Here is a 25,597-nt window from a genome sequence, read left to right on the forward strand (position 1 = left end):
GGATTCCATCCCGCAGCCCACTGCGCAAGTTGGGCATCACCACCGTCACCGACCGGGTGGTGCAGGCCGCCTTGAAGCTGGTACTGGAACCTATTTTCGAGGCGGACTTCCAACCGTGCTCGTACGGGTTCCGCCCCAACCGGCGCGCTGCTGACGCGATCGCCGAGATCCACCACTTCACCAGCAAACGGTATGAGTGGGTGTTGGAGGCCGACATTGAGGCGTGTTTCGACATGATCGACCACACCGCGTTGATGGACCGCCTGCGAGCGAGGGTTTCGGACAAGCGTGTGCTGGCGTTGGTGAAGGCGTTCCTGAAGGCGGGGGTGCTCACCACGGTGGGTACCACCGAGGGAACGGTGACCGGCACCCCGCAGGGCGGAATCTTGTCTCCGTTGCTGGCCAACATCGCTTTGTCCGTGTTGGACGACGAGTTCGCACGGCGCTGGACCCAGGAGATGGGAACGGCGAACCAGCGGAACCGGCGCCGCTATCACGGCGAGGCGACCTACCGGCTCATCCGGTACGCCGACGACTTCGTGATCGTGGTCAAAGGCGAACGGGCTGATGCCGATCAGTTGCGCGAGGAGGTGGCAGTCGTGTTGGCCCCGATGGGGCTGCGACTGTCGCCGGACAAGACCCGAGTGGTCCACATCGACGACGGGTTCGACTTCCTCGGCTTCCACATCCGACGGATGCGGAAACGCGGGAGCCACAAGTCGTTTGTGTACACCAAGCCGTCGACGAAGGCGATCGCCTCGATCAAGGCACGGGTGAAGGCCATGACGTACAGAGCAACCCTGCACCGCGACCCGGGCTACCTGATGGCCTACCTGGGTCGAGTGTTGCGTGGGTGGGCGAACTACTTGCGGCACGCGTGGCCAAACGAGCCTTCAACGCGGTCGATTCCTACACGTGGGAACGGATCACGTCGTGGCTACGGAAGAAGCACCGTCGTATCGGATGGCCAGAGCTCCGGCGCAGGTACTGTCTGCCGGGCAGTTGGCGGCTCGCCCACGACGGGGTCAGGTTCAAGGGCGCAGCCAGCGTCCCCATCGTCCGGTACCGCTACCGCGGCTACCAGATCCCGACCCCGTGGACCCCATCGACCGTCACAAGCTGACCAACCCCCTCACGTGGAGAGCCCGGTGCGGTGAAAGTCGCACGCCGGGTTCGGCGGGCGGGCTGTGGAAACCCACCACGGGTAACCGTGGCCGGGCGCCACAGCCCGACCCAACTGGCATCACGTGAGTCCCCGCAAGCGCGGCCCCAAGGAACTCACCGGCATGGTCGACCTGACCCGTGACAAGGACGGACGCGTCCACGCCCGGCTCTTGGATCTGGTCCCGGGACGTTCGGGGACGGTGTACAAGACGTGGCTCGACCAACGCGGCAAGACGTTCAAGGCTGGGGTGGAAGTCGCCACGTTGGATCCGTTCCATGGCTACAAGAACGCCATCGACGACAAACTCGCCGACGCCACCGCTGTGCTCGACGCCTTCCACGTGGTCGCCCTGGCCGGCCGGGCGGTCGACGAGGTCCGTCGCCGGGTGCAGCAGGAGATCCACGGCCACCGCGGTCGTACCGGCGACCCGCTCTACGGGATCCGCAACATCCTGCGCTGCGCGGCCGAGCGGCTCACCGACAAACAACACGCCCGCCTCGCGGCGGCGATCGCCGCCGATGAACGCCACGACGCCGTCCACATCGCCTGGCAGTGCGCCCAACGCGTCCGAGCCGCCTACGCCCACCCCGACCCGGCAGCCGGCCGCCAACTCGCCGAGCAGGTCGTCGACGGCTTCCCGTCCTGCCCCATCCCCGAGATCGCCCGCCTCGGCCGAACCCTGAGACAGTGGAAGGACGCGTTCCTGGCCTACTTCGACACCGACCGCGCCAGCAACGGCGGCACCGAGGCAATCAACGGGCTCATCGAGCTCCACCGCCGCATCGCCCGAGGGTTCCGGAACCGAGAGAACTACCGGCTACGCATGCTCCTCGTCGGCGGCGGACTCACCCCGGACCCACCGCAGGTATGAAGAGCCGTTTATCTCGTGGCCACCGGCGCCGAACCTCACGTGCCCGCGATCCCGGGCCTCGAGCACGTCGATTACCTCACCTCGACCACCGCTATGGCGCTCACCACACTTCCCGTCTCGCTGGTGGTGATCGGGGGCGCCTTCGTCGGGCTCGAACAAGCCCAACTCTTCTCCCGCCTCGGTGTCCAGGTCACCGTCGTCGGTAGGCTCGCCCCGCATGCCGAGCCCGAATCTTCCTCCGCGCTCCGCGGAGTCTTCGAGGCCGAGGGCATAACCGTCATCGACGACCGCGCCGTCGCGGTCACCCAAGACCACGCCCGGGTGCGGGTGCGCACCCGCACCGCGAGAGAAGCCGCCGGTGAACGCGTCCTCATCGCTACGGGCCGCACCCCCCGCGTTGACGGACTCAACCTCGCAAGCGCTGGAGTTGAAACCAACGACCACGGCTTCATCAGAGTCGACGCATACCAGCGGACCACGAATCCGGCGGTGTTTGCCGCCGGTGACGTCACGGACGCGCCCCAGTACGTGTACGTTGCCGCCATGGCTGGGAGGGTTGCGGCCCGCAATGCGCTGGGTCACCACGAGCACGTCGATTACACCGGGCTTCCCTCCGTACTGTTCACCTCACCCCAGCTCGCCTCGGCGGGGATGACCGAATCCGACGCCATCGCCGCCGGCTACCGGTGCGCATGTCGCTATCTGCCAATGTCTGACGTGCCCCGGGCCATCACCAACCACGACACCCGCGGCGGCATCAAAATCGTCGCCGATGCCGATACCGGCACAGTCCTCGGCATCCACGCCCTTGCCGATACCGCCGGCGAAATGATGCTCGCCGCGACCTACGCCATCAAGTCCGGATTCACCGTCACCCAACTCGCTGACACCTGGGCCCCGTACCTCACCATGGCGGAAGGCATCCGCCTCACAGCGAACCTCTTCCGCAACGAACTTCCCACGTCCTGCTGCGCCTAATGCACGCGACAGCCCAGCCCAGCCCTGCTCGAGCACGGAGCCGCCATGCTGGACGTCCAGCAGGACACTTGAGCTCATCGCCGGTCCCGCCTGTCAAGCAGTAGCGGCTCGGCTCTTCTGGGCCCGCCGATACCGCGCAGACCTGACCGGGAACGGATCCGCTCAAGGTCGTGCGGGGACTGGGCACCCCGACTGCTGATCACCACCTGCAACGCGAGGACGCACTGCAGAGCAGGATGGGGCCCAACAGCTGGGGTGGTCAGTGCTCCGCGTGGTCGCCCTCAGCCCCGGTGGCGTAGTTGGGGACGCTGATGCTGGTGGTGGCGGGTCCGGGGGCCGGCGGTTCGGGGCTGTAGCTGACGCCATTGGGCTTCTTGCCCACCGGCACAGTCGTGATGGTCTCGTCGGTCGACAGGTCGATCACGGAGACGGTGTCGTCGTAGAGGTTGGTCACCCACGCTCGCTGCCCCGTCGGTTCGATGACGACCCCGTGCGGGCCGCTCCCTGCGGGGATGGTGGCCTCCACCGTCATGGCGCCTGGGTCGATCACTGAGACCGTACTGCCCGGGGCGTCCTCGGTTCCCTGGTCGGCCGACAGGAGACGGGTCCCGTCCTCGGTCAGGTACAGCTGGACCGGCGGCGACGGAACCGATACCGATCCCGTGACCCTCTTCTCAACGAGGTCGACCTTCACCACGGAGCTAGACCCGACCAGACTGACGTAGGCGTATCGCCCGTCTGGTGCCACGGCAACCTGCGGTGGGGAGTCCCCGACCGGGATCGTCGCGGTGACTTCATAGGTGTCGGTGTCGACCACGTCGACAGTGCCGGCGGTGGTGTTGGCCACGACCACCGCCGTCCCGTCCGGGGTGGGACGCAGGCCGTGCGGCCCGGCGCTGAGGTCAAGGGTGGCCCGGAGCTCCAGCGATGCGGCGTCGTAGACGCTGAGCGTGTCATCCCCCGAGTTGGTGACAAGAACCTGCTCACCATCAGGACTGACGACCACGTGCGCAGGGCTCGCTCCGGTCGGGGCGGTGCCCAACAGCTCGTAGGTGGCGGCATCCAGTGCCACAAGGGCATTCGCATGCCCACTGACAGCCCAGACCGTGCCCCCATCAGGGCTCACCTGAACATTGTGAGGGCTCTCGATCCCGCTCACCGTGGTCACCACCGCACCGGTGGCCGCGTCGATGCCCGACAGCGAATCGCCGTCCTCGTTGGCAACCCACACAGTGCCCTCGATCGCCGTCGGCCCCTGAGATTCCTTGCCTTCATCAGTAGCAGCGCTCTCGTCGCTCTGCGCCGCGGCGGTAGCACCCGAGGACGCAGCCGAATCTGCGACGGGTGAATTCTGACCACAGGCGGTAAGCGAGAAGGCGGTCGTCATCACCAGAACGGTGAGGAACAGGGGGCGGCGCAGACTGCCGTGGCGAACGAACACAAATTTCTCCTAATGACATGTAGAAACGTGCCACCACTATGACGCGCCAGTCGTGTGCGTTCGATGCTCATTCCGGTCAAGGTTTCGTCAAGACCATCGCCCCACCCGAGGAGCCTCTGTGAAGCGCGGCGCTGTCGCGATTCAGATCGCTGTCACCGGCCCGAGCGCCGCCGCCGGCCCGAGCGCCGCCGCCGGCCCGAGCGCCGCCGCCGCCGGGCTGATGTTCAAGCCATCTGAGTCGTGGTTCTTGGACGGTGTCTCCCCACCACTCTCGAGCATCTGCCGCACATCTTCGAACGCTTCTACCGCGGGGACACCGCCCGCGACCGGGACCACGGCGGCTCCGGGGTCGGCCTGGCCATCTCCCGCGCCCTGGTCCAGGCCCACGGCGGAACCCTGACCGCGACCTCCACCACGGCCGGGGCGACGTTCACCATCGACCTGCCCACCGAACAACCCACGGACCGGCGCACCCGTTCATCCACCGCGAACATCGGCGTCCCATCCCTTGAAAATTATACCCCTGGGGGGTATATACCGGGGGTGGAGGTGCCGTCCGGCGCCGCCCCAAGACCTGTAGGAGACCGTCATGACCGAATCCCCCCGCACCCCGCTGCCGATGGCCACCACCGACTGCTCGTGCTGCGCCCCGGCCGCCGACACCCCGGCCCCCGCCGGGCGCCAAAGTGCCGATCCGACCGGGACGAGCGCAGGCACCGCGACCTACCAGGTGGAGGGCATGACCTGCGGACACTGCGTGGGCTCCGTCGCCGAGGCGGTGAGCGCCCTGGACGGGGCGGACGACGTCCGGGTCGAACTGGTCGCCGGCGGGGCCTCCCCCGTCACCGTGACCGGGCCCGCCTCCGCGGGGGCCGTGCAGGCCGCTATCGAAGCGGCCGGCTACCGCGTCCTCACCCACTGACCCATCCCCTCAGCGCCGGAGCTTCATCCCCGAGTAGGCCACCGCGTAGGCCGCCGAGCAGAAGGAACACCATGAGCACACCGCACCACCCCGAGCACCCCACCGGCCAGACCGCCGAGCACCCAGACCCGAACCCCCACGCCAATCGCGACCGGCACGCCGGCCACGCCCACCACCCCGCGGACGCCGACACCCACGGTCAGGCCATGCCGCAGGGTCACGCCCACTCGGCCCTGGACGAGGACCACCAGGTCCACGACCACGGTCAGCACGCCGGGCATTCCACCGCGATGTTCAAGAACCGGTTCTGGGTCTCACTGGTGCTCTCCATCCCGGTGGTGTTCTTCAGCCACATGGTCGGGCAGCTGCTGGGCTACCACGTCCCCGAGTTCCCGGGCTCGGCGTGGATCGCCCCGGTGCTGGGCACCGTGATCTACCTCTATGGCGGCATGCCCTTCCTGAAGGGCGGGCTGACCGAGTTGCGCGCCCGCCAGCCCGGGATGATGCTGCTGATCGCGATGGCCATCACGGTGGCCTTCGTCGCCTCCTGGGTCACGACCCTGGGCATCGGGGACCTGATGCTGGACTTCTGGTGGGAGCTGGCGCTGCTGGTGGTCATCATGCTGCTGGGCCACTGGATGGAGATGCGCGCCCTGGGCGCGGCCTCCTCCGCCTTGGACGCGCTGGCGGCGCTGCTGCCGGAGGAGGCCGAGAAGGTCGTGTACGGTGAGACCATCACCGTGCCGATCACCGAGTTGGCCGTGGGCGATGTGGTGCTAGTGCGGGCCGGGGCCCGGGTGCCGGCCGACGGGACTATCCTCGAGGGCGCCGCGGAGTTCGACGAGGCGATGATCACCGGGGAGTCGAAGCCCGTGCTGCGCCAGGCCGGGGACACGGTGGTCGCTGGGACCGTGGCCACCGACAACACCGTGCGGGTGAAGGTGGCCGCCGTCGGGACCGACACGACCCTGGCCGGGATCCAGCGGATGGTCGCCGACGCCCAGGAATCCTCCTCCCGCGCCCAGGCGTTGGCCGACCGGGCGGCGGCCCTGCTGTTCTGGTTCGCCCTGGTCGCGGCGATCATCACCGCGATCGTGTGGACCGCGATCGGCCAGCCCACCGACGCGGTCACCCGCACCGTGACCGTGCTGGTCATCGCCTGCCCGCACGCCCTGGGCCTGGCCATCCCGCTGGTGATCGCCCTCTCCACGGAGAAGGCCGCCAAGTCCGGGGTCCTGATCAAGGACCGGATGGCCCTGGAGCGGATGCGCACCATCGACGTGGTCCTGTTCGACAAGACCGGCACCCTGACCGAGGGCGCCCACGTCGTCACCGCCGTCACCGCGATGCCCGGCGTGTCCGAGGCAGAACTGCTGGCGGTGGCCGCCGCGGCCGAGGCTGACAGCGAGCACCCCGTGGCCCGGGCCATCGTCACCGCCGCCGGGCAGCACCCGCAGGCCAGCACGTTGCGCAAGCGCGGCACGGACTTCAGTGCTGCCATGGGCCGCGGGGTGCGCGCCACCGTGGACGGCTCCGAGATCCTCGTCGGGGGCCCGAACATGCTGCGCGAGCTTAACCTGACCATGCCGGCGGAGATCACTGAGCACACCGCCTCCTGGACCGCGCGCGGGGCCGGGGTGTTGCACGTGGCGCGCGAGGGGTCCGTTATCGGCGCGGTCGCCGTGGAGGACAAGGTCCGCCCCGAGTCCCGGGCCGCCGTGGCCGCCCTGCACGCCCGCGGCATCAAGGTCGCGATGATCACCGGCGATGCCCGCCAGGTCGCCGAGGCCGTCGGGGCGGACCTGGGCATCGACGAGGTCTTCGCCGAGGTCCTCCCCCAGGACAAGGACACCAAGGTCACCGAGTTGCAGTCCCGGGGACTGTCCGTGGCCATGGTGGGCGACGGCGTCAACGACGCCCCGGCACTGGCGCGGGCCGAGGTCGGCATCGCCATCGGCGCCGGCACCGACGTGGCCATGGAGTCCGCCGGCGTTGTGCTGGCCAGCAACGACCCCCGCGCGGTGCTGGCGATGATCGAGCTCTCCCAGGCCAGCTACACCAAGATGATCCAGAACCTGGTGTGGGCCACCGGCTACAACGTGCTCGCCGTGCCGCTGGCCGCCGGCGTGCTCGCCCCGATCGGGTTCGTGCTCTCCCCCGCGGTGGGCGCGATCCTGATGTCCGCCTCCACCATCGTCGTCGCCCTCAACGCCCAACTGCTGCGCCGGATCAACCTGGACCCGGGCCACCTGGCCCCCCTCGGCGCCCCCCGGCCGGAGGCTGCCCTTCAACCCGCGACCTCCTGATCGCGCCTCTTGGCGCGAACTCTGATGTGAACCCTCAACCCTACGGGATCGACAAGGATGCCTACTCCGGCCCAGAGGAGATGTTCGACCTGGTACACCAGGTGCGCACACGTATCACTTAGACCGCCGAGTAGCTGCCCCTGCCCTCCAACGCCGAGTAGAGGGTCTGGCGGCTCACGCCGAGGTCCTTGGCCACCCGCGCCTTGGACACCCCGACCTCGATGCGCAACCGCGCGGCAGCGATCTCCTCAGCGGTGAGCCTTCGGGCCTTGCGGTACTTGCCTGCGGCCTTCGCGAGGGCTATCCCTTCGGCCTGACGCTCGCGGATGGCCTCGCGCTCGAGTTCGGCGAAGGCCGCGAAGACCGTCAGCATCGCGCGCCCTTCCTTGGTGGTCACGTTGAGCATGGGTGAGTCCAGGAACTCGATCGCCACGCCCTTGGCCTGGAGCTCGTCCACGATCCGCAGCAGGTCCCGAGTGTCACGGGCAAGCCGGTCGATCGACTTCACCCGGATGGTGTCCCCCGCCTGCGCGAACGCCATCAGCGTACGGAGCTTCTCGCGATCGGCGACATTCTTCCCAGAGACCTGCTCCTCGACCAGCACATCGACGCCGGCGAGCGCTTCACGTTGGCGCTCCAGGTTCTGATCCTTCGAGCTAACTCGCGCATATCCGTACACCCGTCCACCCACGTCTAGACCTTCCGTCGCATTCGTCAAAGTGTCGCATGCGAGGCTTGGGTTTACGTTGAAGCCAAGAGCAGTTTCGAGACGTCCATGGAGTACAGGCCGCATCTCGCACCAGCGCGGCGAACTCCTGGGGGTGGCTGAGGTGCGGCGCGTGGCCGGCGCCGGGGATCACCCGGAGTTTCGCCTGCGGGAGCGCGGCCACCAGCGCCTGCACGACGCCGTCGTATGCCGTGGGGCCGGAATCGCCGTGGGAGAGCACTACCTGATACGGGTAGTCCTGGAGCAGCGCTGGCCGCAATGCCAGCCGCTCGGGGTCGCGGGACTGGTCCAGCCAGGTGTCGGCATGGGCGCGGCAGGTCTCGCGGAGCTCCTCGGTGAACAGGCCCTCCCAGGTGCCGGGACCGAAAGCTGCCTCGTCGACGAAGTGCCGTACGCCCTCCTCGACTGCCCCTGATTCGATCAGTTGCGCGGCGCGGCGCAGCGCCGCGGTCGCCTCGCGGGCGATCTCCGCGGTCGCGGGGTCGTCGGCGAGCACCGAGAACAGCGGTGGCTGGTGCAGCAGCACCCCACAGGTCAGCTCGGGCTGCTCGGCGGCGAGCACCATCGCCACGCACGCGCCGTAGGAGTGGCCGACTACCAGCGCGGGCTCCGGGCTCGACGTCCGGATCACGGCGGCCAGGTCGGCGACGTCGTCGGACAGGTGTCCCTGACCCGGCGGGCAGGTGCTTGCGCCGTGACCGCGACGGTCCCAGGTGAGCACCGTGAACCTGTCGGTCAGGGCCGGCACCACGTGGTCCCAGGACCGGTGGTCGTCAAGGGAGCCGTGCACGAGGACGACCGGCGGTCCGCTTCCGCGGTCCTGTACCGCGAGCTCGGCCCCCGCACTGTTGATCAGGCTGGTCATCAGAGGTCGCGCAGCAGCAGCTTGGTTCCGAGACAGCCGTAGGTGTCGAGGAAACGCTGATTGCAGTAGTCGGCCTTGACGACGAAGCCTTGCCGCTCCCAGGCTCGCTCGGCCCGGACGTTGCCGTTGAGGCAGAGGATCTGGGCGGTGTCGTGGCCGCGCTCGTGTCCGTGGCCGAGGACGGCAGTGAACAGCTCATCGACCACGCCGGTCCCGCGGTTCTGTTCCGCGACCGCGACGTTCTCGACACCCCAGGTGCCGGGGAAGTCCGCCGGTGTTCCGTCGCGCAGGACCTGACCGCGCTCGAGGACCCGCAGCAGGGCGGTCTCGTCGAGGCCGAGGACCACGGCCTGAGCGGCCAGCTCGCGTTCGAGGACGTCGGAGCCCTCGGTCGCGGTGTCGAACCCGCTCATCGCTCCCACCGGCCGCCCGTCGGCCTCGGCGATCCAGAACCGCGACACGTGGCACCAGTGCGGCTGCTCGGACTCCGCGACCCGACGTAGGACGGTGTCGGTCCGGTCGGGCGGCAGGTCCAGCAGGACGTCCCACACGCAATGCGGCAGGTGGGACGTGGCCGCGATGCGCATCACGTGGACGAGGAAGTCGACGTCGTCACTCTGGGCTGCTCTGATCACGACGGGGTCTGCCATGGCAGTCGGGCAGCCGGCCCGGGGGCCGGTGCCCGTCACCTCCTTCGGGTGGGTTCGGGGCGGGGTCACCGGGATGGGGCAGGGTCGCGTGCGAAGCACGGCAGGATCGTCGAGGTGATCAGGTCGGCCGCGCTGTCGCTGTCGAGACGACCGGCGGTGATCTCGTCGGCGGCGCCGTGCAGCACGCTGTAGAAGGTCGCCACCATCCAGGTGGTCGGCAGGTCGGTGCGGAAGGCCCCTACGGCCTGCCCGCGCTCGATGAGGTCCTGCACCCGTCGCATGGGCCGGTCGTGCAGCTCGCGGATGCGTTCGGGCGGAAGGGTGCGCTGCGCGGCCACCAGGATGCTGCGGGAGCGGGCGATCAACGTCCAGGAGGAACCGATCAACCGGGCCAACCCGTCGCGCGCGTCACCACTGAGATCGACCTGGTCCAGGGTCTCCTCCGCTCGGGCCATCGAGCGGGCAAAGGTCTGGTCGACCAGCTCGAGGCGGCTGCCGAAGTGCCCGTAGAGCGTGACCCGCCCGACCCCCGCCGCCCGGGCGATCTCGGCAGTGCTCGCGTCCGGATCGAGGGCGAGGCAGGCCTGCGCGGCCTCCAGGATCGCAGCGACGCTGCGTTGGGCGTCGGAACGTCGAGCACGCGTGCTCTCCGACGTGCGTGCCTGTGAGTCGGTCACGGCGGCCCCCTTCCTGACGTATCTCGAACAGTACTGTACAATTTGGAGGTACCGGAGTAAACCGAACATGCCTGTTCACATTCACCTCGACGATGGAGGCCGCGATGCATTCAGCTCCTGAGGTCCCAACAACCAGCGCCGATGCGGCGCACCCTCGCCGCCCGGCACGTCCAGGCGTCCTCGTCCTCGGCGGGTCCGGGGCCGTCGGTCGCGAGCTACTGCGGCTACTGAACGGCACCGAGCACCGGGTCCTCGCGGCGTCCCGCCGCCGACCGACCGCGCTTGGCTCCGAGGTGGAGTTCCATGCCCTCGATGCCCGCGACGCCACGACACTGGCCGCCTTCGCAGCCGAGAGCCGGGTCGTAGTCGACGCCAGCGGCCTCGACGACCACGGCCAGATCGCGCGCACCGTGCTTGGCGCCGGCTGTCACCTGATCGACCTCAGCGCCGACACCGACCACCTCACCGCCCTGCGCCACCTCGAAGCCGAGGCCCGAGCTGCGCAACGCACCGTCGTCACCGAAGCCGGCCTCGCCCCAGGACTGACAAACCTGCTCGCGGCTGCTGCGCACGCCCAAGCACCCGCGATGGGATTCCTCGACCTAGACCTGGTGCTCGGACTCGGTGAGCAGCACGGCCCGAGCGCCACCCGCTGGATGCTCGACCAGCTCGCCGCCCCACCCCGCCATCCCGCTCGTCATGCGTCGCTGCCGGCCGGCTTCGGTCACCGCACCCTGCACTGGGTCGACTTCGCCGAGCAACACACCCTGGCCCGCGACCTCGGCGTCGACGTCGTGTCCCGGATCGCGCTCGACCCACCCCAGCTCGGCGCCCTCACCGTGCGAGCCGCGCGCCTCCACGGCCTACGCCCCGCACTGCTCGCCTCCGCCAACACCGCACCCGCCCTCACTCGACGGGATTGGTGGCTCGCCGCAGCCACCACCTCCGACGGCACCCGGGCGTGGGCCAGCGGCCGACGGCAGAACGCCGCCACCGCCGTAGTGGCCGCCTGGGTCGTGAGCAGGCTGACCCACACCGAGCCCCCGCCCGGCGTTCACGCGCTGCACCACCTCACGGATCTGGCGGCCCTCGCGCCGTGGCTATTTCTTCACGGCATCGCGACCGCCCTCGACTGCGCCACCAAACCGGGGATGCCCGGGAGGTGGACCCGACCTCGTCGAACGCCGGACACTGGGCCCTCACCAGCGACCGAGACAACGCGCAACCAGGCGCTCCGGTAGGGGAACCCCCACCGGACACCACCGCTACTTATCGAGAGGAACGACGGCACGCCTGGCGGGCTGTCCCGTAAGACCCGTCCGGTGAACTGTCCGGTGAAGGGAGGCTATATGACACACTGGGGAGCATGTCCCCCTTGAAGGTCGGCTATGCCCGAGTCTCCACCGACGAGCAGGACCTGACCGCGCAGCGTGACGGACTCGCGGCGTTCGGCGTCGATCCCAAGCGCATCTACGTCGATCACGGGCTCACGGGCCGCAACGCCGACCGTGAGGGCCTGCGGCAGGCGCTGGCTGCCTGTCGGGACGGCGATACGTTCGTGGTCACCAAGCTCGATCGGCTGGCGCGTTCAGTCCGTGATGCCCACCAGATCGCCGACGACCTCGCGGCGCGGGAAGTGAAGCTGAGCATCGCCGGATCGGTGTACGACCCGACCGACCCGATGGGGAAACTGTTGTTCAACGTGCTGGCGATGGTCGCCGAGTTCGAAGCCGACCTCATCCGTGCCCGCACCCGCGAGGGGATGAAGGTCGCCAAGGCCAAGGGCCGGCTGCGCGGGAAGTCACCGAAACTCACCCCCCGGCAAGAAGCTCACCTCGTCCAGCTACATGCTGCCGACGAGCACACCGTGGGCGAGCTGGCCGAGCTGTTCAGCGTGGGCCGCTCCACGGTCTACCGCGCCCTTCAGCGCGCCGAGCGCGGGCGCGAGAACGCCTTGCAGTAGGTGCGTCGTGGACGCTCGAGCGCGGTGGCGAATCCTCAGGCTCCACGTCGAGGACCATGTGCCCCTCGCGCGCTTAGCTCGCGAGACCGATGTAGGGCTGCGGACCCTGGAGCGCTGGCACGCCCGCTACCGCGCCGACGGCTACGCCGGACTGGAGACAGCCTCACGGGCGGACGCCGGCTCCCGCCGCCTTCCGCCCGACCTCGTCGACCTGATCCTGATCGGCATGCCCGGCCTGGAGAAGCAGTTCAGCCACTACCCCCAGTTCTACAGCCGAGTCGGCTTCGCCCACCAGTACCGGCCCCTGCGACAAGACGAACTGCTGTTCGTCCTCGAGCGACACTGGCGATCCCTCGGCAAGACCCTCGACCCCGACGACTTCACCGACGCCCAAGCCATCGCAGCCATCGCACGGATCACCCGCGGCAACTTCCGGCTCCTCGAACGCCTCTTCCCCCAGATCCAGCGGGTCCTGAAGATCAACGAACTCGACACCATCACCAACGACGTCATCGAAGCCGCACAGAGCACCCTGGTCATCGGTGTCACCTGACCCCGCCACGAAGCGACCGAAGAACCCCGCCATTCAGCAGACGAAGTCACAGTCAGGCTGGGAGCTGTTTCAGCCGTCCATGGAGTACACCCCGTTGGACACCGAACAGCTGCGCGCGAGAAGGCCGGCAGCCTGTCTACCCACCCAGCAGACACCCGCCACCCCCGTGGTTACCCCTCTAGGAATCTCAAGTAGATCTCCTACCGGCCGACGCCGCGGCGCCGGTCCGCGCTCGTGTCCCAGGGGACTCGAAACCGAACGTCAGTGAGTCGCGAGTGGTCGTCGTCTCCTGTGCGTGACCACGTGCGCGCTCGACTGGACTGGCTCGGTCCCTTGGCTCAAAGGCAGACTGCGCTTATGACGGACGACAGTGTGTGGGTGGCTCGGTTGGTGGCCGCGGCCAGGTCGGGCACCCAACTGGATCTTGCCGGGGAAGGCTCAGCCAATCCGGCTGAGGCCGACGAGTGGGATCCGGGTAGGACGATCCCAGCCGCTGCTGTCCGGGCCGCGCTACTGACCAAGGGCCTTGACCCGACCCCCGAGGGCTGCGAATCCGGGGCGCCAACATCATCGGGTCTCTTGATCTAGAACACGCCACATTGCCCTGCACGCTCACCATCACCGACTCGCGATTCAACGAGCCCGTCTTGATGGAAGGCCTTGCCTGCCGCCAGCTGGTCTTAACCGGCAGCCACACCCCCGGCCTCGACCTGGACGGGGCTACGATCACCGGCGGGATGTTCCTCACCGGGGGGTTCGCCGCCACCGGCGAGGTGCGGGCGCTCGGGGCCAACATCGGCGGCCAGCTGGCCTTGCGGGGGGCCACCCTCACCAGCCCCGACGGCGACGCCCTCTACCTGGACGGGGCCACGATCACCGGCGACGTGTTCCTCACCGGGGGGTTCACCGCCACCGGCGAGGTGCGAGCGCTCGGGGCCAACATCAGCGGCCAGCTGAACTTGCGGGGGGCCACCCTCACCAGCCCCGACGGCCACGCCCTCGACCTGGACGGGGCCACGATCACCGGCGGGATGTTCCTCGACGAGGAGTTCGCCGCCACCGGCGAGGTGCGAGCACTCGGGGCCAACATCGGCGGCCAGCTGACCTTGCGGGGGGCCACCCTCACCAACCCCGACGGCATTGCCCTCAACCTGGACGGGGCCACGATCACCGGCGGGGTGTTCCTCGGCGGGGGGTTCGCCGCCACCGGCGGGGTGCGGGCGCGCGGGGCCAACATCGGCGGCCAGCTGTCCTTGCGGGGGGCCACCCTCACCAACCCCGACGGCGACGCCCTCAGCTTGGACCAAGCCACGATCACCGGCGGGATGTTCCTCGACGAGGAGTTCACCGCCACCGGCGAGGTGCGGGCGCTCGGGGCCAACATCGGCCTCCTGTCCTTGCGGGGGGCCACCCTCACCAACCCCGACGGCAACGCCCTCAGCCTGGACGGGGCCACGATCACCGGCGACGTGTTCCTCGACGAGGAGTTCGCCGCCACCGGCGAGGTGCGGGCGCTCGGGGCCAACATCGGCGGCCAGCTGTCCTTGCGGGGGGCCACCCTCACCAACCCCGACGGCAACGCCCTCAACCTGGACGGGGCCACGATCACCGGCGACGTGCTCCTCGACAGGGGGTTCGCCGCCACCGGCGGGGTGCGGGCGCGCGGGGCCAACATCGGCGGCCAGCTGTCCTTGCGGGGGGCCACCCTCACCAACCCCGACGGCGACGCCCTCAGCTTGGACCGAGCCACGATCACCGGCGACGTGCTCCTCGACAGGGGGTTCGCCGCCACCGGTCAGGTGACGATGAGATTCGCCACCTTGAACCTGCTCGTCGGCAGTGACAAGCCCCCGGGTCAGCTGGTTGTGACGGGTTGGCGGCTGGGCGACATCCATGGCGGACTCAACGACCCCAAGACGATGACCAGCTGGCTGGACGCAGTGCCCGCAAAGGAGTTCGCGCTGCAACCATGGCATGAGGCGGCCGCCGTCTACGACCGACAGGGCCGCCCAACCCATGCCAAACGGATGCGCGTCGCGGCCGCCCGGAGGGTGACAGCTCGCAGCAAACTCCCATCCAAGCTGCTGAGAACCCTTTACGGCTGGTTCGCCGGCTACGGCTACTACCCACTGCTGGCCGGGGCCTGGCTGATCGCCGCAGCAATCATGGCCGGGACTCTCACCTTCTTCTTCGGGGCCACCCAGGCCTCAACCAGTGGCGCACCGCTCGATCCGGGGCTCTACGGGGCAGCCGTGGTGATCCCACCGGCAGCAGGAATCATCCCGTCCAGCTGGACCATTACCAGCCCCCTCTGGTTGGCCTGGACCCTGATCGCCCTCAAAGCCTCGGCTGGCTACAAACCGCCATCCTCATCGCCGGCCTCACCGGGCTACTCAAGAAGAACTGAGAAGCACACCCCGTTGGACATCCGAGCAAGCGGCCAAGCGGCCCTCATCCCCTTGGGCGCCCATCGGTGTGCTCGACTCTGCCGACGGGCGTGTGGTTACTCAACTGCCCATGTGCGACTCTTGGTGATCACGATTGTCGGGTGCGCTGGCTATGGTCAAACTGCGAAGGAGGAACAGAAGGGATGTGAAAAGTGGCGACGTTGAGCCCGTGGAGCTTGGCCACCTACGAATCGATCGCCGAGGTACTGGCCGACACAGACACCGGGCTCACCGGCAAAGAGATCGGGGATCTACTGACTAGCTTGCACATCAACGACCCCCAGCCGACCGCATCCAAGCGAGACAGACTGACAGCAGCGTTCGTTGACCGGCACAACAAGGACAAGGGTGACCCCAAACGCATCATCACATTCATCGCTCGAGCCATGGCGCCGATCAAGTACCGTGAACGGCCCGAACTGTTCACCCTGCGGCAGGACCGGCTCAATGAGCGACTGGCGTTCGTGGGCTTGCGGGTACTCGATGACGGCCAGGTGGCCCGAGGTGCGCAGTCACGCACCTTGGACGAAGCCACCCGCATCGCCACCTCCATCCGCGACGAGCTGCGACGTCGCAAAGCACATCCCGAGGTTCTCCGGTACTGCTCGGTCGAGGTGCTGAAGAAGGCGAACTTCCACGCCTGTCTCGAGGCGACCAAGAGCGTCCTCGACCGGTTGCGTCACCTGACCGGCCAAACCGGCGACGGCTCATCCCTGGTCGACGAGGTACTCGCTCTCGGAAAGACCAGGATCCCCAGGCTCGCGATCAACTCATTGACCACGCAGACCGAGAAAGACGAACAGTCCGGCTTGGCCAACCTGGTGAAGGGCATGGTCGGGCTGTACAGGAACCCGACGGCCCATGATCCCCGGCTGAAGCGCTCAATCACCGACGACGAACTGCTGGAAGTGCTCAACCTCGTCTCAATGGTCCACCGCCGGCTCGATGAGGTTTGGCGGACCGAGAGGACCTGACTGTGGGTCATCCCACAGCCCAGGGGGTTCGTACGAATTCCTCCCCACAACCCGGTCGTTCCAGCGGCGGTGGGGAGTCGCGGGGAGGTGTGGGCAGTGCCCTAGGAACGTGGCCCGAGAGTAAGAAGACTCGAACTCAAGGTCAGTCGTCGTTGCCGGCGTTCACCGAGTTAAGCTCGGCTGGGCCGCCCCCGTCATTCGGTCCGGACGGTGTGTGAGTCGTCGGTTTCGATTTGATGGGTGCATTGCCGAGCGTACTCGGCTGGGGTTAGGTAGCCGAGCGAGGAGTGCCGGCGGTGGTGGTTGTACTCGTCCTTCCAGTCGCCGATCACGACCTGTGCGTGCAGTAGCGAGTAGAAGCTGTTGATGTTGAGACACTCGTCGCGGATCCGGCTGTTGAATGACTCGACGTACCCGTTGCGCCACGGCGAGCCCGGCGGGATGTAGGACAGGCCGGTGCGGGTGCCGGCCCAGTCGGCCATCGCCTCGCTGATGAACTCCGGCCCGTTGTCCGACCTGAGCACCGCCGGGGCGCCCCGGGCGGCGACGAGGTCCTCGAGGTGGGCGGTGAGTCGGTCGGCGGTAATCGAGCGCTCCACGAGGCCGCCGATGCACTCCCGGGTGTGTTCGTCGACGATCGAGCAGATCTTGATCGGTCGTCCGTGCTCGTCGGCGTCGAACTGGAAGTCCACCGCCCACACCACGTTCGGCGCGTCCGCCGTCGGCGCGTCGACGGTCGAAGATCCGACGCGCTTGCGTCGACGCCGCTGCGGGACCCGGAGCCCTTCGTCACGCCACAGGCGTTGGATCTTCTTGTGGTTCACCACCCACCCCTCGGCGCGGGCGTCGTGATACGCCCGCCGATACCCGTAGCGGGGATGGTCCTTCGCCCAGGCGCGCAGCCACTCCCGCAGCGCCCGATCCGGGTCCGCGACCGTGTCGCCCTTGAGCGGTCGCCGGTACGCGGAGCGGCTCAGCCCGACCAGACGGCACGCCATCCGCTCGCTCACCTGCAGTGTCCTGATCAGGTGCGCGACGGCGGCACGGCGCCTGCCCGGGCCTAGAAGTTTCCCTCAGCCAGCTCCTTGAGCGCGGCCTTCTCCAGCTCCGCTTCCGCGAGCAGACGCTTCAGGGTCGCGTTCTGCTTCTCCAGCTCCTTCAGGCGCTTTGCGTCGTCGGCCTTGAGGCCGCCGTACTGGTTCCGCCACCGGTAGTACGTCTGCTCGGACACCCCCAGCTCCCGGCACACCGCCGCGACATCCTGACCATCGGCGAGCATCCTGTCGGCCTGCCCGAGCTTACGGACGACCTGCTCCGGAGTGTGACGCTTCCTACTGTTCGTCATGATCTGACCAGTCTCCCTGCCCGCCACCGCGGGCAACAGGACGACTCTCATAACGACCGGACCTACGAAACGGGGTCAGCCCACGGCGTCTAGCTCCATGAGTTCGATGGCGACCACCGTATCCATCGGCATGAACAATCGGTCGGCTCCGGCCGCTTCGGCGAGGTACTTCCGCCCGAGGGCGGATACCTGGACACGATCAGCACCATCGCGTACGAGGTAGCACAAGGATGCATCGAACGTGCCGTACCGGATGCGGCTGGGGGCGAGCCGATCGTGGCCTGCGTCACGCAGGGCGGGATCATTCGCGAGTGCGGCGACAATCTCGAGCGCTCCCGTGCAAGCCCACGGGAGCATCGTGTCGAGATGTCCAGGACGCAGGCTCTCCCACACCTCGGGATACCGATCGGTGATGTCTTTTTCGTCGTCGCCTGCAATCCATGCCGTAAGGGCGTTGCTCAGCGATTCCTCGTCCAAGTCACGTAGATCCTTCAGCTCCTCAAGGCACGCGATGCAGGACCGGATCATGCGGAGAAGGAGTGCGTCGTTCAGTTCGGAATCTGGGGGTGTCGCGCGGAGGACGTTGGTAACCTCGTCGACGTAGGCCGCGAGAGCGTCTCGGAGTTGTAGGCATCCGCGTAGTTTGAGTCCCGACCGGTAAATGGCCGCCCGCATCGTGCCGTCGGGCACGACAGCGCTGAGACTGGCCGCGTAGGCCGCCCCGTTGGACAAGGCGGGGCTCACGTTGGGAGCTGGCGCGGTTGTCGCCCACCAGAAGGTTCGTTCGAGCGCTTGTTCGAGCGAACGCCGAAGGTCCCCGTCCGCGGCGGCTGACTCGGCCAGCGCTTCGATCGTCAGTGCGTCGATCACGTCGCGGTCTTGGGCTTCCATCTGTTCGGGGGTGCGGCGTTGAAGCTCGCGCAGTGCCCGTGTCAGAGCAGTCTGGGTCGGGGGAAGGGCTTGCCGCATAGCTCGACGCCACTTGCGTGCCTGAGCGAAGTCGCTGGTCATCACGACGAGGCGTCCGCTCGTGAACTTCCCTGCTCGTCCGGCGCGGCCTTCGAGATTGCGGAGTCGTGCGATGTCGGGAGCACGCTGGCTGTTGTGAGGGGGATAAGCGGCGATGACTGTGCGTGCAGGGAAATCGACGCCTTCAAGCAGCGTTGGCGTGCAGACGATGCAACGCAGAAGGCCCCCATCCTTCCGGGCCGCGGTTTCGATGGCACGACGAACCTCGGGGTGAACCTCACCGTGATGCAGGCCTACTCCTTGGCGCAGGGCTGCTGCCTCTGCGGGATGGGCTTGTTGCAGCTGCGACGCGATTGAGAGCAGAGCGGGCGGCGGTGTCGGGTCTTCTGGCAGTTCGCTGGTTATCGCTTCCAGCAGGTTGGGTGCATATCTCTTGATCTCCGTGAAAGCGACCACGAGGCCGTCCGGGGCGTATGCCTTGACGAGTGCGGCCGCCTCGAACGGTCTGTCTCGGACACAACCGTCGGTCTTCGTCTTCGCGCTCGACTTGAGTGGGAACAGGGGCAACGCGTCGGCGCCTTCGGACCACAGGTAGGCCTGAGTAGTGCCCGTCGGCTTGGCACCCTCTGGACCGCGGGTGTAGACGTGTCGCTCGAGCCACGCCGGACGCCAATCCGATTCCAAGGCGTCGCCGTTGATCCAGTTGGCGATCGCATGGACGTTCGAGAACTGGCTCGCGAGGAGGACGACCCGAATGCCTCGTCGCAGCGCCTTCGCGATCAAACGCTCCAACGTGGCTCCGCGGACGCCGTTATCGATGTGCTGAGCCTCATCAACGATCAGCAGTTTGATGTCATCGAGGATGCCGGGTTCATCCCCGGTGACGGCGCGACGCCAATCAAGATCAAGTCGTTCCGGTGTAGTGACGGCGACCCCCGGGCCTTCGAAAACGCCTCCTTGCGATGGTGTTTCCAAGTCGTAGTCCAGCCCGCCTTGGGACGACCTGACGTCGATCGCCTCGGGCAATCCGTTACGCATGTCTTGGGCCAACTGTCGGACGAGGGCGCGCGTCGGGGCTAAGACAGCGACAACGCAGTCGGGGTGGTGGTCGAAGGCATCGGCCGCCACGAGTTGCATCAAGGTAGTCTTGCCGGCGCTGGTGGGCATCTTGATGGCCAGCGACCGCTGCGCCCGATCCAGCAGACCGCCCCTGACCGCCGCTGCTTGCGAGGGCCAGAACGCGTGTCGGCCGAAACGGCGCATCTGGGCAACGACGTGCAGGACGGCGTCACCCGACGATCCCTGTGCCGTCACCATGGTCAGCGGATGACGGTCGAGCCTGTGTATCAGGGCGGCGGCCACGTGGCGAGCTGCATCGGCGGTGGCGTTATCCAGCGGGGCGGCTGAGATCGCGGTAAGTAGCGTGTCGGCGGGTTCTCGCAGATCCAGGACGCATGCGGCATGCTCGGCAAACTCCACGAGTGGCCGGCCGCTCAGGGAGCTCTGTGCCTTCTTGAGTGCCCCCGTCAACAGTTCCGCAAGCCCTCGAACGTCCGGGACCGATGACCCGGCTGCCGCTCGCGCGCGAGCCAGCGCAATGCCGTCTTCATCAGCGAGGTACCAGAGGCTGGCTTCGATGACGCTCTTGAACGGGGTATCACCAGCGTAGGAGGCCGCCACATCAGGGCTGAGAAGCCCGGCGACTCCTGGCTTCGCAGGGTCAAGCAGGATGGACGCGCCTCTTGTCAGGTCCGCATAGGTCAAACGTGAGGCTGCTTCGAACAGAGCGTTGATGGTGTCTAGGAGGTCCGGGACAACGACGACATGGAGCTGACAAACAGGTGGGCTGTCGGACCAACGCTCCTTTATCTTCATGAGGGTCAGGCGATCTTGTGGCACGACCACGACAGCGTGCCGCAAATGGGGCGGCAACGCCGCGTCGGGGTCGGTCAACCGGCCCAGGTGTTGAGCGGCGGTGAAAGCGAATTCACGTCGGTAGTCCGGATGAGCTCGCATCATCTGAACACCAGCGGCCCAGCCCTCGATGCAATACTCCTCGGAGACGCCGCCGAAGCTACCTGCAATCGCATCCAGAACTTGGGACGGGCTGCTGGACGTCCTCGCCTTCGCTTCGACAATGACGGGTTCGACGCTCTCCCCCTGGTCGATGGTCAGACACAAGGTATCCGGCCCTTGGACAGTGGCGTTCGAGACCGGCTTGGCGAGCTGAAGCTTCGTAAAGGGGACCTCGCTGCCCATCCGCGTGCTGTAGAGGCCCTGAGCAATGAGCTCTCCGAAGTCCCCCTTGCGCACGGATGCGCTCTGCGGAACCTTGTCGGAAAGCCGCGCTTGCGGGTAAGCGAGCATCATGTCAGCGGTCACATATGCCCTTCCCACCGTCCGCGCCAGCTCTGGGAGATCCATGCGGGCCGGGTCGAAGACCCACCGGTACACGCTGAGTTCTCCATCGCAGGTCGTCTCGGGCCCCGACACCAAGCGCAGTCTGGCCCCGAACTCGGTGCTCACTGGACCGAGCCGGCCGATTGGGGGCTCCTAGCGGCGGACACTGCCCTATAGGGGGTGGTGCGGTCGATGCCGAGGGTCGCTGCCACTCCTGTCCGCGCATGGACCAAGTTGCGACTAGCGAACCATGCTGCCGCAATCTGGCCCCGCGTCCGCCGGACCTGTGGTTGGCTGGGGCGACGATCTAGCCCGCGGATCCTCCCTGTTTGCTCGGCGATGGCAAGGCCCTCGACTGCGCAGTCGCCTTGGGACCAGCCATGTGACAGTGCCTGGCTCGCGCGAAGTAGGGCAAGGTCGTTCAGTGTCGACACCGCCGCCAAGAAGGCCTCGAGAGCTGAGAGCGACGCCGCACGCCGTTGAGGCAGCGAAACGTTGTACGGGCGCGACATGAGACTCCTTCTCGGGGGTTGTGCCCAGTGTGCCTCAAGGCGCGACGCGTGCAAGCTGGGCGTCGGGAGGCGCGGCCCTTTCCATACGCTCGGTCATGCCGCTCGGAGGAACGTCTCAGCCGTCCCGGCGAGCTCGCCAAGCCAGTGCTGCCAGCAGGGCGGTTGTGGGAGTCCACGTCGCTCGCTCGGGCCAGGAAGGCGAGATGCCGTTCAGGACGGCACCCACACCCATCAGTGCGGTGATTCCGGTCAGGACATGGCGGCGCACCCTCAGCGGGGTGCGACGACTCACGATCGCGACAGAGAGTCCGCTGTAGAGGAGCGCGGCTCCTGCGCTCACGACCCTGAGGCGGCTGGGAAGCACGCCGATGTGAGCGCCGCCGTAGCTGGCTCGGCCCCAAGGGGTCCCGATCGCAAGGGCTGCTTGGAAGGCGGCCAGCCCTGCCAGCCCCACGGCCACTGCTCCACGCTCCACGGAGCGTCGCTGGTGCTCAGCACCCTGTCGCGTCTGCCTCGGCCCAGTCACACGGCCATCATGCCTCGGCCGGTCATGCCGCGATGAGCGACTGACGGTCAGTGTTGGCTCGCACCCAGTCTCGCGCGGCGTTCTCGTTGATGGGCCTACCCTGTTGGTGTCTCTTCTGGCTGACGCCCCCCAATTACGAGGAGCCGACCGTGGTCCGCTGTGCAGTGCGTCTGTTCGTCCTGCGGGTGTTGCTGTGAGTCGCCAGAGGTGGACTCCGGACGAGCTTGCCCTCTTGGACGGCCCTGCGAGTGATGTTGAGGTGGCCGAGCTGGTGGGGCGGTCGGTGCGTGCGGTGGTGATGAAGCGGTGGCGTCGACGGAATCCTGCTGCGGTGGCTCGGGACCGTGTGTATGCGGAGGAGAACCGGGACCGGAACAAGCGTCGCGCGGTGATCTACAGCCACACGCAGCGGGACAAGATCAACGCTGCTGCTCGAGCTGCCGCGGCAGCGGATCGTGTGGCTGCGACCCGATCGGGAACCTTCACCCCGGAAGAGGATGCGCTGGTGTTGCGTCCCGACCTGACGGCTCGACAGGTGGCCGGGCTGTTGGGTCGAACAGCGGCTTCGGTGGCCCGGAGACGCAAGCGGCTACGCGCATGAGGGGAGCCGGCGGCCTGTCTTAAACCGGCTTGTATGACTTGGAGTGCCTCCTGGTGACGGGTGGTGGTCGCTACGGTGGCTGTGGGAGGAGGCTCCGCGTCTCGCCGCTATCCGGCTGCGCGTGATGGCTCGTGAAAGAGATCGGTGGGCTCTGGGGTCGACTCTCCCGGTCGAGGCTGGCCCGGTTCAGGGAATTGGTGGCCGAGGCGTGGACCTGCCACGCGGGTGACTCGTCTTGGGTGGCACCGGATCACGCACAAGCGTGGGTTCGCCGACCGTGGCGTTGGTTGCGGTCGCTGGGTGGCGATGAGCGGGAGTGTCTGCGCGTCACTGTCTGTCGACGGGGACGAGGGTTCTCCCGTCCAGGAAGACGATGCCCGTCGTGCGGAGTCACTGGCCGGTGGTTGGGCCCGGCGGGGTCGTGTCGTTCACAGCGAACAGTGAGACTGTTTGTGCTGGTGTTCTCGAGGGTCCTGACCCACACAGCGACGGACGCGCAAGGATGCTGGTGCCGGGTGTTCTCAGGGGTTCCTGACCCTCACTCCGATCGACATCTGCTGTCTTTCCTCGGATCTGTCGGTCCCTTGAGAACACCCGGCGAGGCGTCACGCCTCGCCGCCGGAGTGACCTAAGTGGGGTTCCGCTCCTTGCAGGAGCCACGTCCCGGAGTCGCTGCTGGTCATCGGCGGCGGCTACGTCGCCATGGAGCAGGCCCAGCTCTTCTCCCGCCTCGGTGCCCAGGTCACCATGCTCGTCCGCTCACGGCTGGCCTCCCACGAGGAACCCGAGGCCGCCACCGCCCTGGAAGAAGTCCTCGCCGACGAAGGCATCAAGATCATCCTCGGCGCGGTGCCCACCGCGGTGCGCCGCGACCCGGCCACCGGCGAGGTCACGGTCACCGCCACCACCGCCGACGGCTCACACGAGCTCCGCGCGGCCGAGCTCCTCGTTGCCACCGGCCGCCGCCCGGTCACCGGCACGCTCGGCCTCGACACCATCGGCGTGCGCGCCGGCAAGCGCGGCGAGGTCATCATCGACAGCCACCTGCGCACCACGAACCCGCGGATCTGGGCCGCGGGTGACGTCACCGCCCACCCGCAGTTCGTGTACGTCGCCGCGGCCCACGGCGCCCTGGTCGCCGACAACGCCCTCACCGGAGCCGGCCGGGAGGTCGACTCCCGCCACCTGCCCCGGGTCGTGTTCACCAGCCCCGCCCTGGCCTCCGTCGGAATGACCGACCAGCAGGCCCGCACTGCCGGGATCCGCTGCGACAGCCGCGTCCTGCCCCTGGCGCACGTCCCGCGCGCCATCGTCAAACGTGACACCCGCGGGCTCATCAAGATCGTCACCGACGCCGACACCGGCCGCATCATCGGCATCACCGCCCTCGCCCAGGACGCCGGTGACCTCGCCGCCGCCGGCGTCTACATCCTCGAGGCCGGCATGACCACCGACCAGGTCGCCAACCTCTGGAGCCCCTACCTGACCATGGCCGAAGGCCTCAAACTCACCGCCCAAACCTTCACCACCGACATCACCAAACTCTCCTGCTGCGCAGCAATGAACCCGCACAGGGATCCCTATACCGGAGCGTCGAGCCTGGCGACCTCCGTCGTTCGCTTTGGCTCCGTCAGAGACCGAACGCTCCTCCGCTGACGAGGATGACGATGCCGAGGCCGATCAGGACGATGGGGAACAGGATGTGTTCCCAGCGCTCGAGGACTTCAGCGATCGGCGGCCGGGTGGCAACGAACTTGGCGACTACGACCAGGACCGCGACGAGCGCGAGGAAGACGAGGCAGTAGGCGACCACTGCGATGGGTTCCACGCTGAGGAAGACGGGGACATAGACGCCGATGTTGTCTCCGCCGTTGGCGAAGGTGACTCCTGCGACGGTCCACGCGCTGACCTTCGTGCCCGTGACCTTGGCGTCATCGTCGTCATCGTCTCCGCGCCAGGCTTGCCATGCAGCCCAGAGACCGAGGGCCAGGGGGATGAGCCCGAAGTACGGGATAGCTGCTGAGGGCAGCAATGCTCCGGCTCCGATAGTCACCAGCACAGCGGCACCGAGGATGCAGGCGAACCCCACGTACTGGCCGACCAAGATGCGGGTGGTCGTCCCGCGTTGGCCCGCGCCGCGGGCGAAGAACAAGGAGAGCACGATGATGTCGTCGATGTTGGTCGCGATGAACAGGCCGATTGCCTGCAGGACCGCAGCCAGGATCATGCGCCCGCCTCTGCTGCGTCGCATCCGTGCACCGAGCAGGCAGGATCGATGCACGGGGCGTTCTCGTCAACCGCGAGGGTGACGTCAACCAGGGCGGTCAGCGCCTGCGTCAGGTGGGGATCGGCGATCTCGTAGCGCGTCTTGCGGCCCTCGGGTTCGGCAGCAACGATGCCGCAGTCGCGCAGGCACGCCAGATGATTGGACACGTTGGAGCGTGTGAGGTCCAGATCGCGGGCCAGCTCTGCCGGGTAGGCCGGCCGGTCGAGCAGCGTCAGGATGATCCGGGACCTGGTCGGGTCGGCCAGCGCGCGGCCCAACCGGTTCATCACGTCCAGGCGAGAAGCAATGGTCAGCATGCGCTGAACTATACAGCGAGGACTGAAGTGGTTTTACGCAGCCCGGAGTCGCTAAGCGTGCGAACGAGGCTGTGTCAGTTGGGGATCGACCCACGGGACGATTCGCCCGATCATCAGGGAAC

The 25,597-nt window shown here is 67.7% G+C and carries 21 protein-coding genes and 2 pseudogenes; 14 read left to right on the forward strand and 9 right to left on the reverse strand.

Annotation, left to right across the window (positions count from 1 at the left end; translation table 11 throughout):
* Positions 1-29 precede the first annotated feature (29 nt).
* The 3 genes from PCC79_RS16720 to PCC79_RS16730 all read left to right on the forward strand — a co-directional run bounded on the left by PCC79_RS16720 (position 30) and on the right by PCC79_RS16730 (position 3,014).
* Positions 30-1,157: a reverse transcriptase domain-containing protein gene (locus tag PCC79_RS16720; protein ID WP_342372542.1), complete on the forward strand. Its 1,128-nt coding sequence runs from the start codon at positions 30-32 to the stop codon at positions 1,155-1,157.
* A gap of 90 nt (positions 1,158-1,247) precedes the next feature.
* Positions 1,248-2,036 carry an ISL3 family transposase gene (locus PCC79_RS16725; protein ID WP_342372543.1) on the forward strand — a complete coding sequence of 263 codons (789 nt, stop codon included), beginning with the start codon at positions 1,248-1,250 and terminating at the stop codon, positions 2,034-2,036.
* 15 nt (positions 2,037-2,051) lie between these two features.
* Complete coding sequence (locus PCC79_RS16730; protein WP_342372544.1) at positions 2,052-3,014, forward strand: dihydrolipoyl dehydrogenase family protein; 963 nt, start codon at positions 2,052-2,054, stop codon at positions 3,012-3,014.
* A 259-nt stretch (positions 3,015-3,273) separates the two neighbouring features.
* Here PCC79_RS16730 and PCC79_RS16735 read toward each other — a convergent pair whose 3' ends face one another.
* Positions 3,274-4,455 (reverse strand): beta-propeller fold lactonase family protein, encoded by a 1,182-nt coding sequence (locus tag PCC79_RS16735; RefSeq protein WP_342372545.1) that lies wholly within the window; start codon positions 4,453-4,455, stop codon positions 3,274-3,276.
* Positions 4,456-4,695: 240 nt separating this feature from the next.
* Between PCC79_RS16735 and PCC79_RS17460 the strand changes: the two are divergent.
* The 3 genes and pseudogenes from PCC79_RS17460 to PCC79_RS16750 all read left to right on the forward strand — a co-directional run.
* Positions 4,696-4,848 (forward strand): annotated as a pseudogene (locus tag PCC79_RS17460) (ATP-binding protein); the annotation flags it as partial.
* A 196-nt stretch (positions 4,849-5,044) separates the two neighbouring features.
* Positions 5,045-5,377, forward strand: a complete 333-nt coding sequence (locus PCC79_RS16745; RefSeq protein ID WP_131169782.1) for a heavy-metal-associated domain-containing protein — start codon at positions 5,045-5,047, stop codon at positions 5,375-5,377.
* 71 nt (positions 5,378-5,448) lie between these two features.
* Positions 5,449-7,683 carry a copper-translocating P-type ATPase gene (locus PCC79_RS16750; RefSeq protein WP_342372547.1) on the forward strand — a complete coding sequence of 745 codons (2,235 nt, stop codon included), beginning with the start codon at positions 5,449-5,451 and terminating at the stop codon, positions 7,681-7,683.
* Positions 7,684-7,801: 118 nt separating this feature from the next.
* On the opposite strand, the gene PCC79_RS16755 is transcribed toward PCC79_RS16750, so the two are convergent.
* From PCC79_RS16755 to PCC79_RS16770, 4 genes are all read right to left on the reverse strand, one after another.
* Entirely contained in the window at positions 7,802-8,374 is a 573-nt protein-coding gene (locus PCC79_RS16755; RefSeq protein ID WP_342372548.1) for a recombinase family protein, read from the reverse strand.
* A complete protein-coding gene (locus PCC79_RS16760; RefSeq protein ID WP_342372549.1) occupies positions 8,340-9,275 on the reverse strand; it encodes an alpha/beta hydrolase in 936 nt (311 codons plus the stop codon). The genes PCC79_RS16755 and PCC79_RS16760 overlap by 35 nt, the downstream gene beginning before the upstream one ends.
* A complete protein-coding gene (locus PCC79_RS16765) occupies positions 9,275-9,925 on the reverse strand; it encodes a GNAT family N-acetyltransferase (protein WP_342372550.1) in 651 nt (216 codons plus the stop codon). Before PCC79_RS16765 ends, PCC79_RS16760 begins: the two co-directional genes overlap by 1 nt.
* 65 nt (positions 9,926-9,990) lie before the next feature.
* Positions 9,991-10,602 carry a TetR/AcrR family transcriptional regulator gene (locus PCC79_RS16770; protein WP_211356503.1) on the reverse strand — a complete coding sequence of 204 codons (612 nt, stop codon included), beginning with the start codon at positions 10,600-10,602 and terminating at the stop codon, positions 9,991-9,993.
* A 227-nt stretch (positions 10,603-10,829) separates the two neighbouring features.
* Here PCC79_RS16770 and PCC79_RS16775 point away from each other — a divergent pair, with 227 nt between their 5' ends.
* The 5 genes from PCC79_RS16775 to PCC79_RS16795 all read left to right on the forward strand — a co-directional run bounded on the left by PCC79_RS16775 (position 10,830) and on the right by PCC79_RS16795 (position 16,539).
* Entirely contained in the window at positions 10,830-11,843 is a 1,014-nt protein-coding gene (locus PCC79_RS16775; protein ID WP_342373640.1) for a saccharopine dehydrogenase NADP-binding domain-containing protein, read from the forward strand.
* Between the two features lie 125 nt (positions 11,844-11,968).
* The gene (locus PCC79_RS16780) at positions 11,969-12,565 is read left to right on the forward strand and encodes a recombinase family protein (RefSeq protein ID WP_010534181.1); all 597 of its coding nucleotides are present in this window, start codon (positions 11,969-11,971) and stop codon (positions 12,563-12,565) included.
* Between the two features lie 7 nt (positions 12,566-12,572).
* Positions 12,573-13,118 (forward strand): helix-turn-helix domain-containing protein, encoded by a 546-nt coding sequence (locus tag PCC79_RS16785; RefSeq protein WP_342372551.1) that lies wholly within the window; start codon positions 12,573-12,575, stop codon positions 13,116-13,118.
* 650 nt (positions 13,119-13,768) lie between these two features.
* Positions 13,769-15,730 (forward strand): hypothetical protein, encoded by a 1,962-nt coding sequence (locus tag PCC79_RS16790; protein ID WP_342372552.1) that lies wholly within the window; start codon positions 13,769-13,771, stop codon positions 15,728-15,730.
* Positions 15,718-16,539 (forward strand): TIGR02391 family protein, encoded by an 822-nt coding sequence (locus tag PCC79_RS16795; protein ID WP_342372553.1) that lies wholly within the window; start codon positions 15,718-15,720, stop codon positions 16,537-16,539. Before PCC79_RS16790 ends, PCC79_RS16795 begins: the two co-directional genes overlap by 13 nt.
* A 194-nt stretch (positions 16,540-16,733) precedes the next feature.
* On the opposite strand, the gene PCC79_RS16800 is transcribed toward PCC79_RS16795, so the two are convergent.
* Together PCC79_RS16800 and PCC79_RS16805 are read right to left on the reverse strand one after the other, a co-directional pair.
* A protein-coding gene (locus tag PCC79_RS16800) for an IS3 family transposase (protein ID WP_342372059.1) occupies positions 16,734-17,884 on the reverse strand; the annotation gives its coding sequence in 2 pieces (ribosomal slippage) (positions 16,734-17,614 and positions 17,614-17,884; 1,152 coding nt in all).
* Between the two features lie 75 nt (positions 17,885-17,959).
* The gene (locus PCC79_RS16805; RefSeq protein ID WP_342372554.1) at positions 17,960-21,379 is read right to left on the reverse strand and encodes a DEAD/DEAH box helicase; all 3,420 of its coding nucleotides are present in this window, start codon (positions 21,377-21,379) and stop codon (positions 17,960-17,962) included.
* Positions 21,380-22,550: 1,171 nt separating this feature from the next.
* Between PCC79_RS16805 and PCC79_RS16810 the strand changes: the two genes are divergently transcribed.
* The 3 genes and pseudogenes from PCC79_RS16810 to PCC79_RS17470 all read left to right on the forward strand — a co-directional run bounded on the left by PCC79_RS16810 (position 22,551) and on the right by PCC79_RS17470 (position 24,548).
* On the forward strand, positions 22,551-22,892 hold the full coding sequence (locus tag PCC79_RS16810; protein ID WP_342372555.1) for a hypothetical protein: 342 nt from the start codon (positions 22,551-22,553) through the stop codon (positions 22,890-22,892).
* A 669-nt stretch (positions 22,893-23,561) separates the two neighbouring features.
* Positions 23,562-24,008: pseudogene (locus PCC79_RS17465) on the forward strand (FAD-dependent oxidoreductase); the annotation flags it as partial.
* Positions 24,009-24,089: 81 nt separating this feature from the next.
* Positions 24,090-24,548: a hypothetical protein gene (locus tag PCC79_RS17470; protein ID WP_425325680.1), complete on the forward strand. Its 459-nt coding sequence runs from the start codon at positions 24,090-24,092 to the stop codon at positions 24,546-24,548.
* Here PCC79_RS17470 and PCC79_RS16820 read toward each other — a convergent pair.
* Complete coding sequence (locus PCC79_RS16820; RefSeq protein WP_342372556.1) at positions 24,523-25,119, reverse strand: cadmium resistance transporter; 597 nt, start codon at positions 25,117-25,119, stop codon at positions 24,523-24,525. The genes PCC79_RS17470 and PCC79_RS16820 overlap by 26 nt on opposite strands.
* Positions 25,116-25,475: a Cd(II)/Pb(II)-sensing metalloregulatory transcriptional regulator CmtR gene (cmtR, locus tag PCC79_RS16825; protein WP_028708027.1), complete on the reverse strand. Its 360-nt coding sequence runs from the start codon at positions 25,473-25,475 to the stop codon at positions 25,116-25,118. Before cmtR ends, PCC79_RS16820 begins: the two co-directional genes overlap by 4 nt.
* Positions 25,476-25,597: the final 122 nt, after the last annotated feature.

Origin of the sequence: Propioniciclava soli, from assembly GCF_038502305.1 — a bacterium.
In the GTDB taxonomy this organism is placed as follows: Bacteria; Actinomycetota; Actinomycetes; order Propionibacteriales; family Propionibacteriaceae; genus Propioniciclava; species Propioniciclava soli.

What these genes read in the sequence shown, in the direction of transcription:
- PCC79_RS16765 (WP_342372550.1), bottom strand. Translation starts at nt 9,925, where the DNA reads ATGGCAGACCCCGTCGTGATCAGAGCAGCCCAGAGTGACGACGTCGAC.
- PCC79_RS16750 (WP_342372547.1), top strand. Translation starts at nt 5,449, where the DNA reads ATGAGCACACCGCACCACCCCGAGCACCCCACCGGCCAGACCGCCGAG.
- PCC79_RS16790 (WP_342372552.1), top strand. Translation starts at nt 13,769, where the DNA reads ATGGAAGGCCTTGCCTGCCGCCAGCTGGTCTTAACCGGCAGCCACACC.
- PCC79_RS16820 (WP_342372556.1), bottom strand. Translation starts at nt 25,119, where the DNA reads ATGATCCTGGCTGCGGTCCTGCAGGCAATCGGCCTGTTCATCGCGACC.
- cmtR (WP_028708027.1), bottom strand. Translation starts at nt 25,475, where the DNA reads ATGCTGACCATTGCTTCTCGCCTGGACGTGATGAACCGGTTGGGCCGC.
- PCC79_RS16745 (WP_131169782.1), top strand. Translation starts at nt 5,045, where the DNA reads ATGACCGAATCCCCCCGCACCCCGCTGCCGATGGCCACCACCGACTGC.
- PCC79_RS16780 (WP_010534181.1), top strand. Translation starts at nt 11,969, where the DNA reads ATGTCCCCCTTGAAGGTCGGCTATGCCCGAGTCTCCACCGACGAGCAG.
- PCC79_RS16760 (WP_342372549.1), bottom strand. Translation starts at nt 9,275, where the DNA reads ATGACCAGCCTGATCAACAGTGCGGGGGCCGAGCTCGCGGTACAGGAC.